Source organism: Proteus genomosp. 4 str. ATCC 51469 (assembly GCF_003144375.1).
In the GTDB taxonomy this organism is placed as follows: Bacteria; Pseudomonadota; Gammaproteobacteria; order Enterobacterales; family Enterobacteriaceae; genus Proteus.
In genome coordinates, this window is record NZ_PENV01000005.1 from 1 (window position 1) to 15633 (window position 15633).

General features: G+C 39.4%; 15 protein-coding genes. 1 reads left to right on the plus strand and 14 read right to left on the minus strand.

The features are described from left to right. Positions 1-1247, plus strand: a 1247-nt coding sequence (locus DK866_RS07015; protein ID WP_244179667.1) for an autotransporter outer membrane beta-barrel domain-containing protein, incomplete at its 5' end; no start/stop codon positions are given. A 78-nt stretch (positions 1248-1325) separates the two neighbouring features. Here the strand turns inward: DK866_RS07015 and DK866_RS07020 are convergent. The 14 genes from DK866_RS07020 to DK866_RS07085 form a co-directional block, all read right to left on the minus strand. Beyond that, the gene (locus DK866_RS07020) at positions 1326-1970 is read right to left on the minus strand and encodes an ATP-binding cassette domain-containing protein (protein ID WP_109408323.1); all 645 of its coding nucleotides are present in this window, start codon (positions 1968-1970) and stop codon (positions 1326-1328) included. Between the two features lie 59 nt (positions 1971-2029). Further along, positions 2030-2827: an ATP-binding cassette domain-containing protein gene (locus DK866_RS07025; protein ID WP_109408324.1), complete on the minus strand. Its 798-nt coding sequence runs from the start codon at positions 2825-2827 to the stop codon at positions 2030-2032. After that, entirely contained in the window at positions 2821-3633 is an 813-nt protein-coding gene (locus tag DK866_RS07030) for an ABC transporter permease (RefSeq protein ID WP_109408325.1), read from the minus strand. The genes DK866_RS07025 and DK866_RS07030 overlap by 7 nt, the downstream gene beginning before the upstream one ends. Continuing rightward, positions 3630-4613 (minus strand): ABC transporter permease, encoded by a 984-nt coding sequence (locus DK866_RS07035; RefSeq protein WP_109408326.1) that lies wholly within the window; start codon positions 4611-4613, stop codon positions 3630-3632. The genes DK866_RS07030 and DK866_RS07035 overlap by 4 nt, the downstream gene beginning before the upstream one ends. Next, complete coding sequence (locus tag DK866_RS07040; protein ID WP_109408327.1) at positions 4598-6181, minus strand: ABC transporter substrate-binding protein; 1584 nt, start codon at positions 6179-6181, stop codon at positions 4598-4600. Before DK866_RS07040 ends, DK866_RS07035 begins: the two co-directional genes overlap by 16 nt. 402 nt (positions 6182-6583) lie before the next feature. Then, a complete protein-coding gene (locus DK866_RS07045) occupies positions 6584-7573 on the minus strand; it encodes a glycosyltransferase (RefSeq protein WP_109408328.1) in 990 nt (329 codons plus the stop codon). A 390-nt stretch (positions 7574-7963) separates the two neighbouring features. Next, positions 7964-8464 (minus strand): hydrogenase maturation peptidase HycI, encoded by a 501-nt coding sequence (hycI, locus tag DK866_RS07050; protein WP_109408329.1) that lies wholly within the window; start codon positions 8462-8464, stop codon positions 7964-7966. Then, positions 8461-8871 carry a formate hydrogenlyase maturation HycH family protein gene (locus DK866_RS07055; RefSeq protein WP_109408330.1) on the minus strand — a complete coding sequence of 137 codons (411 nt, stop codon included), beginning with the start codon at positions 8869-8871 and terminating at the stop codon, positions 8461-8463. Before DK866_RS07055 ends, hycI begins: the two co-directional genes overlap by 4 nt. After that, positions 8864-9646: an NADH-quinone oxidoreductase subunit B family protein gene (locus DK866_RS07060; protein ID WP_109408331.1), complete on the minus strand. Its 783-nt coding sequence runs from the start codon at positions 9644-9646 to the stop codon at positions 8864-8866. The genes DK866_RS07055 and DK866_RS07060 overlap by 8 nt, the downstream gene beginning before the upstream one ends. Beyond that, on the minus strand, positions 9643-10197 hold the full coding sequence (gene hyfH, locus DK866_RS07065; RefSeq protein WP_036934329.1) for a hydrogenase 4 subunit H: 555 nt from the start codon (positions 10195-10197) through the stop codon (positions 9643-9645). The genes DK866_RS07060 and hyfH overlap by 4 nt, the downstream gene beginning before the upstream one ends. An 11-nt stretch (positions 10198-10208) precedes the next feature. After that, a complete protein-coding gene (locus DK866_RS07070) occupies positions 10209-11942 on the minus strand; it encodes an NADH-quinone oxidoreductase subunit C (RefSeq protein ID WP_109408332.1) in 1734 nt (577 codons plus the stop codon). A 1-nt stretch (position 11943) separates the two neighbouring features. Further along, positions 11944-13512, minus strand: a complete 1569-nt coding sequence (locus tag DK866_RS07075; protein ID WP_109408333.1) for a hydrogenase 4 subunit F — start codon at positions 13510-13512, stop codon at positions 11944-11946. 4 nt (positions 13513-13516) lie between these two features. Next, the gene (gene hyfE, locus DK866_RS07080) at positions 13517-14167 is read right to left on the minus strand and encodes a hydrogenase 4 membrane subunit (protein ID WP_036934333.1); all 651 of its coding nucleotides are present in this window, start codon (positions 14165-14167) and stop codon (positions 13517-13519) included. A gap of 12 nt (positions 14168-14179) precedes the next feature. After that, positions 14180-15631 (minus strand): hydrogenase 4 subunit D, encoded by a 1452-nt coding sequence (locus DK866_RS07085; RefSeq protein WP_109408334.1) that lies wholly within the window; start codon positions 15629-15631, stop codon positions 14180-14182. Between the last annotated feature and the right edge of the window lie 2 nt (positions 15632-15633).

Genomic DNA, 15633 nt, shown 5'->3' on the forward strand with positions numbered 1-15633 from the left:
CCAAAGAGCAGACAGGTACAACCAAAGAGAAAGCAGATACTCCCAAAGAGCAGACAGGTACAACCAAAGAGAAAGCAGATACTCCCAAAAAGCAGACAGACACAACCAAAGAGCAAACAGAGACAACCAAAGAGCAACCAGACACAACCAAAGAGCAACCAGACACAACCAAAGAGCAGACAGGTATAACCAAAGAGCAAGCAGATACAACCAAAGAGCAACCAGACACTCCCAAAGAGCAGACAGGTACAACCAAAGAGAAAGCAGATACCAAACCATCCGTTGTGATCAGCAAACCTATTGATATTGAAAATACCTATAAATCAATGCAATTAATTGCTGAAAACGGCTATAAACTTATGGATATGCAACAAGGACAACTGCGTTATTTAGCTTCTACAATCTGTTCCGTTGGTACTGAAAAAGCCTGTGTTAGTAGCTTTTCACACTATCAAAATGTAAATAAAGTCAATGCAATACAAACTGGATTAAGTGGTGCTTATCGTTTTGATATTAATCATATTCCATTAGTTGTAGGGCTTGCCATTGATACAGATATCTCTTCTTCATTACCTAAAGGCTATCAATATCAAGGTTATGCATTACCTTTAATTGGTTTTAGCCTAGATTTAATACCATCACTCAATGCTGAGTTAAATAGCAATGCATTACATCTTTCATTAAAAGGCGCTTATTTAAATCGTAAAGTTTCTATTGAAAGACAAGCATTAGCAGATACTGAATCAGGTAAAGGCAACACTAAAATATCTGGTTATCACATAGATTTACAAGGCTCTTATCCATATACCATATCAAATGAATTTATGCTTACACCATTTGTAGGACTTACTTTTAATCAAATCTCACGTTCAGCTTATAGTGAAACTCAAAATGCCCAATTTGCAGCACACTATGATGCCCTCAAAACGCATTCATTATTAGCCAAAATAGGATTGGGTATGGATCATTTATTAGGTTCCTCTTTCATACTTAATACAAAAGCAGGATTACTGTGGAACTTATCACATTATCAAGGCGACTTCCGTAGCCATATTGACTATTTAGGTCAACAAAAAATTGATTATTTAGAAAATAAAAAACAGTTAAAACAACGTCCATTTGTTCATATTGGATTAACGTATCAAGTGGATAAACACTCATCTATTGGTACTAAAGCAAATTGGGAAATGACTACATATCGTAATCACGATATGCAATTTGGTATTGACTACACTTATCGCTTCTAATTCCTTATTGTTTTGTTTGAGGTTAATTTTAGCTGTATTATTTGGCTTCCTATAAAAATATAGGAAGCTCTTTTTTTATTAGCTGATTGAAGAATTCAAATTTAAAATAGTAAAATTATTTTTTTCTTCATTAACCCACCACACCTTCGTCGATACTTTTTCAAGCAGTGCTTTATTGTGGCTAAAAATAATTAAACTTAAAGGACGCTTCTGACTTTCATCGATCAATACTTGCCAAATATCAGCTTGAATTTTAGCATCTAATTGTGCCGTGACTTCATCTGCAATCAATATTTGAGTACGAGGATCTAACGCACGTAATAACGCAATACGTGCCAATTCTCCGCCAGATAGTTCATTAGGCCTACGTGTTAACCATTCTGATTTTATTCTTAATTTTTCAAACCAATCTTTATCTGGCGACCAAGCATCACGAACACTATCTCCTGTTGTTCTAAACGGATTAAAACATTTATCAGGATGCTGAGGAACTAATTGAATAGGGCAATAACCCTTGTTAGATAATGGTTTGCCATTAACAAGAATTGAACCTTGAGTTGGTGCTTGCCACCGCGCTAGAACACGACCTAATGTCGTTTTTCCTGTACCGCTTGGCGCTGAAATACCGAGTCGCTCTCCCGCATCTAACGAAAAGGAGAGATCTTGCCATAACACCTTACCTGCTTGCTCCACAGATAATTGTTTTAACTCTAAAAGTGGCATAAAGATAACTCCAAAAATAACAAATGAAATGTATAAAAATAAAACTTAAGAACTCAATATTATAATGGATTAAGTGATGCTTCTTTTGTATTTATAAATTGTTGTTCAGGTAATGCGTTCCAGAGAGTCTTCAACCACTCACTACCTTCATGACGATTAAGCACATTAGCAGGAATAACTTCGTTAACTTCCCCCTGATTAAGCACCGCTATCGTATCCGCAAACCTTGCGGCTAAGGCCAAATCATGTGTAACCCAAAGTACTGATTTACCTTGATTACATAACTCTCTTAAATGCCCTAATAACAAACAGGCATGTTCATCATCCAGCCACGAGGTGATTTCATCAGCTAAAATATATTGTGCATTAGAGAGTGTTGCATTACAGGCCAATACACGTTTTGCCATCCCACCAGATAATTTTGCTGGATAGGTTTTTATCAATGAGCCAGAGAGATGATAAAGCCCTAATTGCTGCACGATATCATCTGATGTAACTTCAGCACCACTCAAATGCGCAGAGCGACTTAACTGTTCACCGATACAAATTAAAGGATTAAGTGCAGTCACTCCCTGAGGAATATAGCAAAAAGTATTTCCTCGATAAGCAATCAGTTCTCGCTCACTTAATGTATGGCCATTAAGTTTAATTGAGCCACGAACTCGCATATTCGCAGGCAAAAGTCCTAATGCGCTTTGAAGTAATAAACTTTTACCTTCGCCACTTCCTCCCACTAATGCCAACATTTTTCCTGGTTTAATATCCAAAGAGATTGATTTTAGCAACGGTTGCCAATTTCGTTTTCCCAACCAACGAAATTGTGCAATATCAATGGAAAGCTGTTCAAAACTTAACATCCTGCCCCTCTTAACCACAGTTGTTGCATTGCCTTAGCAAATTGATCGAAAATCAAGACCAAGCACATCAAAATCAATCCCGGAAACACCACCATCCACCAAGAGCCTGTACTTAAATAACGTAATGCATCAGATAGTAATAAACCTAAAGAAGGTTCATGAGCCGCTTGTCCAAAACCTAAAAAACTTAACGCTGCGCTATGTAATACTGCATGAGGAAACATCAATAGCGTTCCTACAATCCACTGCGGTAATAACATGGGAATATAGTGTTTTTTTACACATTCAAAAGGTGAATTGCCAATACGACGTGATAGCATGACGTAATCCGCCTCTCGAATACGTTGAATTTCACCACGTAAAATCAACGCAAGCTTAGGCCAATGAGTTAATGCCACAGCCCAAATCACTCCTTGTTGCCCACCACCTAAGGTAAAACAAATCAAAATCAATAGTAATAAATGAGGTAATGCTAAAAGCGCATCAACAACACCTCTAACAAAGAAATCACAATAACGATTAATTGAAGAAATACCTGCGAAAATCAGAGCGATAGCACCACTAACAATCGCACTTGTCACACCAATATTTAAACTGCTTAACATTCCTTGAAAACAACGCAGCCACAAAGAACGCCCTAAATTATCAGTACCGAACCAATATTGATCTGACGGCGCCTGATTTCTCGCCAAAAAGTCCATTACGATATCAGTATGAGAAACAGAAAAACCATATGCAACTAACCCAATTAACGCTAGGGTGACTAACAAAAGTCGTAGCAAAGGCTTGTTCGGATCGTAAATCATGAGTCTCGTAAAATTCCTTTATTAATACGTCTTAATAATATGTTAGAAATACTATTACCAAAGAAAATCAAAATAGTGCTGAAAACAACAATCCCCATTAAGAGAGGAATATCACCTCGTAATCCTGCATCGACTGTTGCTTGCCCTAAGCCTGGATAAGCAAATACTTTTTCAGCCAAAAGTGAGCCACCAAGTAATTCACCAATTGATGCAAACTGTAAGCAAAGTGCAGGCGTAATGGCATGACGTAGAACATGAAATAGCATCATAGCCCAACCTTTATCACCTTGAGCCTTAGCAAAATGAATAAACTCACTTCCCATCACTTCAGCAACTTTCGCTCGAGTATGCAGTGCGATATTTCCTGTGCCTAATAATCCAAGAGCAATCATAGGTAAAATAAGATGAGAAAAACGTTGGCTTAATGTTGCTGTTTCAGCACTACTTCCCATCGGCCATGCGCAACAAATTGGTGCCCAGTGCAAAGTGACAGAAAACAGTGATAACAGCAGTAATCCTACCCAGAATGTCGGTAAAGAGGCTAACAAATAAGAGAGTGTAGAAATAATTCTATCGGGCCAACGATTAAGGTATCGGCCAGCCACTAATCCCATCACAACACCAATAACACCTGAAAACACCCACGCGGAAGAAAGTAAAATAAAGGAAGGTCCGGCACGCTCACGAATAACATCAATAACAGGCATGTTATACAGCATGGAATAGCCAAAATCCCCTTGGATAATTTGACTAAACCAGAGCCAAAATCGCATCCATAAAGGCTGATCAATTCCCCAACGAGCTGCGATTAAAGGGTATTGCTCAGGGGGAACATTCAGGAGATCACTGCCGATATAGGCCTTAATGGGATCAATCGGTGAAAAACTTAATAAAATAAAAACACCCGCTGTTGTCACCAACAGCAGGCAGAGTAATCGCAGGAAAAAACCTGCACTTTGACGTATTACTGACAAGTCCACTTCCAAGTATCTACGCTATTTAATAATGACCATGAACCATGAATTTCAGGTGTTCCTGTACCCAAATCAACACAAGGGTTAGTTAGATAAGTATGTTGCACATTCATCAGCCAAGCCCAAGCTGCGTCACCTTTAACACCAACGCCATTTTTACCATCCCACTCAACAGCTTTCCAATGAGGAACAGCTTCTTGCCATGTATGAGCATCAAGTGCAGCTTGTAGGTGTTTTTCAACTTCAGCGTTTTTGTAATAACCTGGATTATAATAACCAACACCTGCCGCATTTTCGCTGTAGTGATGATATAACTCCATAGGATCAAGACTTCCCCAACCAAATAAAGTTGGATTTGAGTGCATATAACGCTCTACCGTATCCCAACTTCCTGATTTAAGATCCATTTGAATACCAAGAGGCTGTACTAACGCACGAACTGATTCTGCTAAATCACGACGTGTCGCATCACCACTGGTATACCACAAGGTTAATTTAGCTTCTAAACCGTCTTTTTCACGAATACCATTTTTGTTGAGTTTCCAACCTGCATCTTCAAGAATTTGTTTTGCCTTTTCAACATCACCATCTTTAAATGCAGCCTCAGTTTGATCCCAAGGTAGTCCTTTTACACCGGTATAAGCGGGAACTGCATAACCATCAAGGACTTGTTCTGACAGCAATTTACGATCAAGAGCATAATTTATGGCTTTACGGATAGCGATATCAGCCGTGATATCATTACCAATATCATAGCCTTGTGCGTTCTTCTCACCTGATTTTACCATTGGAAAAACAATACCGCGATTTTCAACACTCGGCCTTTCCCATAATTTTGTATTAGGTAAATTTTTAGCAATAGCCGCTGTTGCTGGTGGAATACGAACGATGCCTAATTGCCCGCTTTGAGCCGCAGCAAAGGCCGCATCTTCATCAAGAAAAACAAAAATGAGCTTTTCAAAATCGTTTTTCTGCCCCGCATAATAAGGGTTAGCTTCAACAATTAATTGCTGACCCGGTTGGAAACTGACCATGCGATAAGGACCTGCACCAATTGGTTTTTGTGCATAGGTTTTTTCATCATACTTATCAGCAGAAACAATACCTAACGAGCCTAATACATTAACAAACGTACTCTGTGGTGCTTTTAAGGTAATAGTGACATGTAAATCGTCATCTGCTTTTGCAGAAAGAAAATTTCCCATATCTACTTTACCGCCACTTGCAGCCGCATTGTTATAGGTAAACACAATATCTTTTGCCGTTAGTGGCAAGCCATCCGAGAATTTTAAATCAGGTTTTAATGTTAATTTCCATGTTTTACCATCTTCACTTGGCTGGTAGTCACTTAACATATTGCTATACCAAGAGAGATCCGCATTTTGCTTTAACAATGGGCTATGAAGAAGTAAATAGCTACCATGGCTCCACCCCAACATTGGGTCAAAACCTTCTGTTGGCTCTTCACCAATCGCCAGTTTTAACGTTTGAGCAGATGTTGCAAAAGGAACGCTTAGTGCGGCTAAGCAAGTTAAAGTTACTAATGATTGCCGCCAACCAAACCGAATAGACATAAAACATTCTCCGATTTTTTAGATACGACTTATCACCAGTCTCTGATCCCATTAGAGAAGAGGCTGAAATAAGATAAATAACAATGATAATTACGATGCTCTACAATTATTGCAGATAAAGAATAAATCAGTGGCACCATAATAAAATTTTTCATCCAACTACTCGAATAATATTCGACAGTTTATTGATTTTACATAAACTTTTATTAAGCAGTATTACTCATTATGGCAAACTTCTAGCAAGTGCACAGTATTTTTATAATAAATAAGTTATATATTTATCATTGAATTTATCAGTGAGCGTAAAACGAAATAAAGTGACTTTTTAACGAAATTAAATTATTTCATTTTATTTAATATGCATTAAAAATAAAAAAGGCACATTATTGTGCCTTTTTATGATTATGAGTTTAATATTTTCTTTAATTTAAAATAACGCCTACCTAAACGCCAACGTAATCTGAAATCTTTCGCATTCTGCCAGATAAGTGTCCAAATCCCTCTATCAAAAAACTCTTTAACTATTTGTTTTTTAACCTCAATAGATTGAATAGAACCGATTGAGTGAATAATTCCCAAACCTTCTTTTGCGATTTGCCAATAACATGCATTAATATTTTTAGCGACATCCTTATGCTTTTGATTAATAGCATCAAGCATCTCTAATATTTTCATGTAATTATGAATAGTTCGAACATGAATAGTATCATTAGGCGTTGCATGAGAAACTGATTCAGAGTGAATAAGATAGTCGTAATAACGCTCATCAATATATTTAACACGTTCGGCAGTTAATAATACCTCCGTTGTCCATGGAATATCTTGATGATGTAAGCCTGGCTCAAAATAATAACCATGAGCAAGTAAAAACTCACGTCGATAAATATTTAACCAAGTTACATGTAAGAATTTTTTAGAGTTTAATGCTATTTCTAACCACTGTGGCCCTGTTAAAACATCCGTTGAATGTAATCGGTTAGATGGAAAGATAGGACGTGAAGGGCGTCCATCGGCATAAACATAATTACCATTGCAAGTCGCAATATCTAAATCATCTGCAAGGGCAATTTCAAGTAACCGAGGATACATTCTGGCATCAATAACATCGTCAATATCCGGGAAAGCAACGTATTTTCCACGGGCAACATGAAAACCAGTATTACGAGCAACAGAAACGCCTTGGTTTTCTTGCGTCAAAATAGTGACATCAGGGAATTTATCTTTCCATTCATAAAGTAATTTTAAGGAATTATCTTTAGAACCATCATCAACAAGAATAAGCTCCCAATTCTGTAGTTTTTGCGCTTGTAAATAATTAAAAAATTGCGATAAAAATTTTTCACCATTATAAACGGCAACCACAATACTTAATTGAGGTACAAAAGAAGACATAATCAACCTTTCATTCTTTGTAATAGGTAACTTTTGCTCTGAAAATACCGCTTAAGGATAGCAGAGGTACCTAGCTGAATATGGAGCTATTCTTGCTATTCTCTTGTTATGCTTAAGTGAAAAAGTTACTTTTCTGCTAATTCGAAGTAAAAATCATTATTAATAAAGAATTAGTATAGTTAACTTTTGAAATATCCGATGAAGAAAAGGTTAAGCAGGATTGTTTTTTAAAAGAAATTACTAAAGGAAAAATTAAGGTTTATACAAAAAAAACATGTTATCAATCGTTATGCTATTTATTAATGAGTAATATAAGTGTCATTAATGAAAAACATCCGCAAAGCGGATGTTTTAGTTTTTATCTATAATCTTTGGATACTCGTTCTATTTTTATTCTTCGATATCTTCTTCATCACAAACTTCAAGCTCTGGAAAGTAATCAACTCGCCAAGACTTGATACCTTGATAAACCTCATCAACGGCATTTTTTACTGCTTCAGTCATTGGGTAGTAAAAACCGACTAAATCAGGTTGGACCCCTAGAAAAGTGATATCAGGAATATCATCTTTTAATTGATCAATAAGAAAATTCAGTGGCATATTATGGGTGCTCATAATAAACATTTCCGCTATATAATCAGGATCTATCACCCTAATCTCACCCGGATTTAAACCAATGTCAGCAGCATCAACAATGACAACACATTGCGGTTGTAGCTCTCTTACTTGGTAAGAAACATTCTCAGGTGCACTTCCCCCATTGATAACAATCCATCCATCAATTGGGTTTGCTTCCATTAATTCAGCAAGCAGAGGGCCTGCACCATCATCGCCCATCATGCTGTTGCCAACCGTTAATACCACTTTAGGTGCTGTCATTGCTTCACTCATGATTTTCTCTTCACTATCAAATAAATCGCAGGTTCTGCGTGGATCTCACCTAGTAATTTAATCAGCGTTTGACTCCACTCACTAAAAATAGGATCGTCACTTTTTGTGATAGGATCAAATGCTAACGCTAATAAGTGAGTATGCTCAGAGTTAATATTGATTTCACCAAATGTCAGTAATCCGTGCATTTTGCGCTTCGCTTCACCTTCAGGTAATAAATCGATCCACTCTTTATATTTTTCTAAAGGGCAGACTAACTCTGTTTTTAAACAGTCAATCATTCCCACATGGTGGCCAATTGCGAGCGAGTAATACATCACCTGTTGCGCTTGTTCAGGAATATCATCATCACTATCTACAAACTTTTGTCTTAATGACCAAAAGTAGACTTTAGCGTCATCAGGCATATATGCCTCCTTGGCTTAAAGAGTAAACCAAGCGTTTCACAATCTCTGATAAACGAGGATCGTTAGCTTGTCGTAACCATTCATCAACACGGCCACTCACTTCTTGAATTGTGGCACCTTCAAGTAACGTCAAGAAATGATCACTGATTTGTCTTCCTTGGTAATAACCTGCCAGACGACGCGCTTCACGCTCAATCATTACCCGAGCATCAAGAGGAATAGAAGGCAAAATAAGTGAGGCTTTTTCATTCTCAACTTCTATGTGTGATTCGCCTTTTAATTTTTGATCAAGCAAACCTAAAGCAACAGCAAAACCATAAATAGTTGCTGCTGGCGTCGGAGGACAACCAGGTATCCATACATCAATAGGCACGATAGATTCGCTACCACCCCATACGCAATATAGATCGTGGAAAATACCGCCACCACAGCCACAAGCACCATAAGAGATACAAATTTTTGGATCAGGCGCTGATTCATAAGCACGTAATGCAGGAACACGCATCTGACGCGTTACTGCGCCAGTGAATAATAAAATATCAGCGTGACGAGGTGAGGCTACCACTTTGATACCAAAACGTTCAGCATCAAAAACCGGTGTAATTGCGGAGAAAATTTCAATCTCACAACCATTACAACCACCACAGTCAACACGATAAACATAAGCTGAACGCTGAATATCTTTCAACAATGTTTGCTTTAGCTTTTGTACCTGTTCATCAAGAGTGATAGGTTGGCTAACATGATGATTAATGGGAATTTCTGGTAGACTCATTTTATTGTACTCCCGATCTCGCCCATACTAATATTTTCACGGCCATCAGATAATAAGTTATGTTTACGCTTACATTCAGGGCAGGTTTCAAATTGTGGCCGCATTGCTTCCACGGTATTTTCATCCCAACCCGATTGCACTAATAATGCCATCGCATATTCAACAGATTTTTTAGGGGTAAATGGCTGATGACACTCACGGCAATTCAATAACTTAAATGTTCCTTTAATATAAAGGTCTGATTTTTTCGTTACTGCCGTTTCAAACATATCCGATAAAACAATCGCTCTTGTTGGGCAAACTTCTTCACAGCGACCACAGTAAATACAACGACCAATAAACAGTTGCCAGTGACGCTCACCAGTTTCTAAATTGGTTTCCATCGTTAATGCATTGGCAGGGCAAGCCGCAGTACAAGCACCACAAACAATACACTGCTGTGGATCATATTCAGGCTTTCCTCTAAAACCATCCGGTAAATCCAGTGGTTTAAATGGATATTTTGTTGTTGCTTCGCCTGTTTTGATTATGGTTTTAAACAATTTTAACATCGTTCATTCCCTCACTTGAGCGGCGAATTTTTACGTTCGATGCTATAACGTTCAATTTCTTTATAAGAAACTGTTTTAGATTTACGTTTTTTCACATCGACGAGCGTTACCCTGTCAGTACAGGAATAGCAAGGGTCAAGGCTACCGATAATCAATGGCGCATCGGATACGGTATTTCCTTGCAACATATAACGTAATACAGGCCAGTTAGCATAAGTAGCCGCACGACAACGCCAGCGGAAGAGTTTTTGGTTATCACCCAACATACTCCAGTGAACATCTTCACCGCGTGGTGCTTCTGTAAAGCCCAGTGCAAATTTATAAGGTTGATAAGTAAAGCCTTCCGTTAATAAAGGCCCTTCTGGTAAGTTATCTAAGGCATATTCAATCATTGCCATTGAATCCAAGACTTCTTTAATACGCACCATCACACGAGAGAATACATCGCCACCTTCATAACTAAAAAGAGTGAGAGGGAGATTGCCATAATCGGCAAATGGATGGTCAAAACGCACATCACGTTTAAAGCCACTCGCTCTGATCATCGGGCCTACAGGGCTAAAATCACGGGCAACTTTTTTGTCTAAAATTCCCACACCAACCGTACGCTGTTCCATATTAGGTGCAGTGAGAAGAACATCGACAAGCTCAGTAACTTCACGACGCATTTCTCTTATTAATTGAATAGTTTTAAGGCGCTGATCTTTTAAGATATCGCGACGAATACCACCAATTAAGTTTAAGCCATACGTTTTACGTGCGCCGGTGAGCATTTCTGCAATCTGCATTGATTTTTCACGAATGCGGAAAAATTGCATAAAGCCAGTATCAAAACCTGTAAAGTGGCTCGCTAAACCAATATTTAATAAATGGCTATGAAGGCGTTCAACTTCTAATAAGATTGAACGAATGGTATGCGCACGACGAGGCACTTCAATACCTAATGCATTTTCAACAGAAGTCACATAGGCCACACTGTGAGTGAAACCACAGATACCACACACGCGATCTGATAAGAATGTCACTTCGTTATAACCCATTCGGGTTTCAGCCAGCTTTTCCATACCACGGTGAACATAGAACATGCGGTAATCTGCATCGACAATATTTTCACCGTCGACAAATAAACGGAAATGTCCAGGCTCATCAGAAGTAATGTGCATAGGGCCGATTGGTACAACACGCGCATCTTGCTTACCTTCATTCACAAAAGGGTAAGTCTCAACTTCTGTCGTTGGTGCCGGACGTTGACGATAATCCATCGCATCTTTACGCAATGGATACATCTCTTCAGGCCAGTCATCTGGAAGCACTAAACGACGCTCATCAGGTAAACCAACGGGAATAAGGCCATACATATCACGGATTTCACGTTCACCCCAGACAGCAGCTGGCACCCGCGGGGTTACAGACGGAAATTCTAGCGTAATTGGACTAACATGGGCTTTAACTACAACCCAACATTTTTCACCCTCTTCCATTGATAATGCGTAGTACACGGCATAATCCCCGTTTAAACTACGTTCGTCATTACCAAATAAAACCGGCAACCAACCGCCTAAGCCGTAATACAAGTATTCCACCACTTCAGGAAGTGATTCTGTTTTTACTGTTATCGTCAATTGATCAGCGGTTTGTCGCTCTTCATCAAGAACAGCTGATGGGAATTTTTCACGAACTTTGGCAACATAATCTCCACCTAGTTCTTTTCCCTCTTTTCTACTGACATAATTTTGGTAGCTCACGTTACATCTCCTGAACTGATGTGGATTGATTGCTGATTAAAGTTGTTGGCCATGCATAATTTGGTGATTCATTTTTATCAATATTCATCACGATATTAGCGGCATTTTCTAACAGCTCGCTGACAGGCTTAGGAATGTGAGTTCCCATTAACAACATAAGGGCAATCAAAATGACCATTGGTAATGTGGTTAAGATCCCCAGTTCACCTTTAGCAACAACATCAGGTTTTGGACCAAAGACGGTTTTCGCCACCATACGAACTAATCCACCTAATACTATGGTTAATAACAATAATAGTAGAATAGTTAAACCTATGTGCTGAGAAGCTAAACCTGCCACAACAATCATAAATTCACTGATAAAGACGTTGAAAGGAGGCATCCCCCCTAACGCTAACGCACCACCAGCAAAAAGAGCTGCACTTAATGGCATCACTTTAAACATGCCTTTTACGACATTTAAATCACGTGTACCGTATTTCAATAGCACGTTACCAGAGCCACAGAACAACAGTGCTTTCGCTAAACTATGGTTTAAGGTGTGGAATAAAGCCGCCAAAATACCGATTGGTCCGCCAATTCCTAACGCGACGGCAATTAATCCCATGTTTTCCACACTGGAATACGCTAAAAGACGTTTCATATCGCGCTGAATAAGAATAAAGAAAGCTGCGATAGCAACAGAGAGGAAACCAAAGATTAACAGTAAGTTACGTGTAAACTCAGTGCCAATAGCAGCATCAATAATGATGTAGTAACGAATAATGATTAATAGAGCACAGTTCAGTAACACTGCCGATAACAAAGCACTGACTGGGCTTGGTGCTTCACTGTGCGCATCTGGTAACCAAGCATGCATTGGGAATAACCCCGTTTTGGTACCAAAACCGATTAAAATAAAGACAAAAGCTAAATGCATCAGAGTTGGGTCTAACTGGTCTGTATATTTCAACACTTCAGTCCAGAAAATGGCCTGATCTGGATCAGGCATAAAGCTTGCAGCATTGGCATAAACCAAAATAGTACCAAAAAGACCAAACGCGACACCGACACTACAGATGATGATGTACTTCCACGCCGCTTCCAAAGAAGAACGTTGACCATAAATTCCCACTAAGAATGCAGAGCTTAGGGTTGTTGCTTCAATGGCTGCCCACATTAAGATCAGGTTATTACTGGTGATCGCTAATAACATGGTGAATAAAAACAGGTGGAAGAAGCCATAGTAATTACACAAAGTACGTACTGAGATTTCACCCTCATCCACTTCGTGGCTCATATAGCCAATAGAATAAAGCCCCGTTAAAAAGCCAATAATGCCTAAGATAGCTAGGAATAATGCGCCTAAGCTATCAACGTGAACCCAATTAGCCGCCGCCAATATTTCGCCATGAGACATGACATCTGCCACTGTTCCTAATGCGGCGACTAACAAGACGGTGATACCAATTGCATGAATGCCTGTCACAATAGGACGAGCACCCGCTTTTAATAACGGACTCAGAAACGCCAATATTGAAAATACCAACGGCGCAAACATTAAAATTGTTAACATGGTTGTTTGGTTCATCTCCTCACCCCTTCAGCGCGGTCAGTTGATCCACGTTCAGTGTGTTGAGCGTGCGGTAAATCTTACGAGCCAGCACTGCCATCACAATCACAGCAAAGATGGCGTCAGTGGCGATACCGATTTCGACCAGTTCTGGTGCTCTCCAAGCCAATAATGCCAGTGTTAAGTGAGAGCCGTTTTCCATTAAGCAGTAACCAAAAGCTTGTTTTAGGATATTGCGTTGAGTCACGATGCAAAGTAGCCCCAACATAAAGTGCCCCAAAGAAACTGCTAGTGCAGGTTTCAAATCAACAACCATTGGTATTTGAATTGGTTCAACCACAAACCAGCTTAAAATGACGATAACAGCCGCCAGCAACATCAATAGTGCGGGGCTAATAACACTGATATTCGCACTAGGATCGGATAACTTACGGAATGCAAATCCTAAAATAAGTGGAACAAGCAGAACTTTAGTAAAGAAGGCGGTAATCGCCCAAAGTGTCAGTTGGTGTGCATCTAACGTATTAGCCAAGGTGACAAAAATCATCACCAAGACGAAAGATTGCAATGCATAGAACCAACAAGAAGCAATCGGCTTTTTCGCGCCAATTACCAATAGCGAAGTTATCATCATTAACCCCGCCAAATTGTTTACGATAAGTGCTCCAGTCATGATTTATCTCCCTTATCCTAGCCAAGTGACTGCGATAACACTGGATGCAAAGGACATAATAATCAGTATTCCAATGACAATTTGCATCGCCATAGGAACGGGTTGTCCTTCCTCAACTTCTTTACTTGGTTTGCCCGGTACAACACGACCAAACCAGTAGATAAACCAAGTGAAGCTAGCCACAGACTCAATCAGCACTAGCACCATAATTGGTGTCATCACCCAGAAAATACTCGACAGTTCAAAACCTGCAGCAAAAATTGGGAATTTACTAAAGAAGCCATTAAGTGGTGGAACACCTGCAATTGCCAATGCGGCGACACAGAACCCCACACCCAATAATGGATATTTATTAATTAACCCTTTTAAGCGAGGCAACATACGAGTACCGCAGCTATAGCTCAATGCACCAGCAACTAAGAAGAACAAACTTTTAGCGAAGGCATGGTTAAAGATATAAGCGATACCGCCTTCAAACGCTTCGCGCGGTCCAAAGATAGAAATAGATAATGCAAGGAAGATATAAGAGAGCTGAGTGATAGTTGACCATGCTAACAGGCGTTTCATATCTTTTTGTGGCAGATACATCATAAAGCCATAAATCAACGTGATAACCGCCATGGTAATACCCACCCAACCAATAAGATGAGGGACATCTCCATCTGCTGACATAATCGCACGAGCAAAGATATAAACACCGACTTTCACCATTGATGCTGCGTGTAAGTAAGCACTCACAGGAGTTGGTGCTTCCATCGCATCAGGTAACCAAGCTTGTAGTGGTAGTTGAGCTGATTTACCCCAAGCAGCAAAGAGGATACCGCCAAACACAATCAGTTTGGTTGGTTCATCTAAGGTTGCAATGGCGGTTAATTCAAATGTACCCGTACTCACAAATAAAGTTGCTGCTGCGAGATAAAGACCGATTGAAGCAACGTGAGTGATCAACAACGCTTTCATTGCTGAACGGAGTGATTTTTCAGATTGGTAGTAACCGATTAATCCCCAAGAACATCCCCCTGTGATTTCGAAAAATAGGAGTTGCCCCAAAATAGTCGATGAAAGGACTAAACCAGCCATTGCTCCAATAAAAATCAGCAAGAAGGCATAATAGCGACGAGTACCATCATGTGGATGCTCACGGTTGCCGTTAGTCAGATAGCCAGTAGAGTAAAAACTCACTAACAATCCTAAGAACACAACAGCGAAAGCAATCAAAGTACTGACACGGTCAATGGTAAAACCAAAGAGCGCGACATCACCATATTGTACTAGCGTAATTGTGGTATCGACTTTACCTTCAGCGAGGAACTGCCAACCTAAAACAACCGTTCCTAATGTGGCTAATAAAGCGAACAGTGTACATAACCACTTCGCCATCCGATTTGGCATTAAGGACGTAATCAACGCCCCCGCAAATGGGATGAGTAAGGTCGCAAGAGCTATATTTTCCATTGTAATCATCG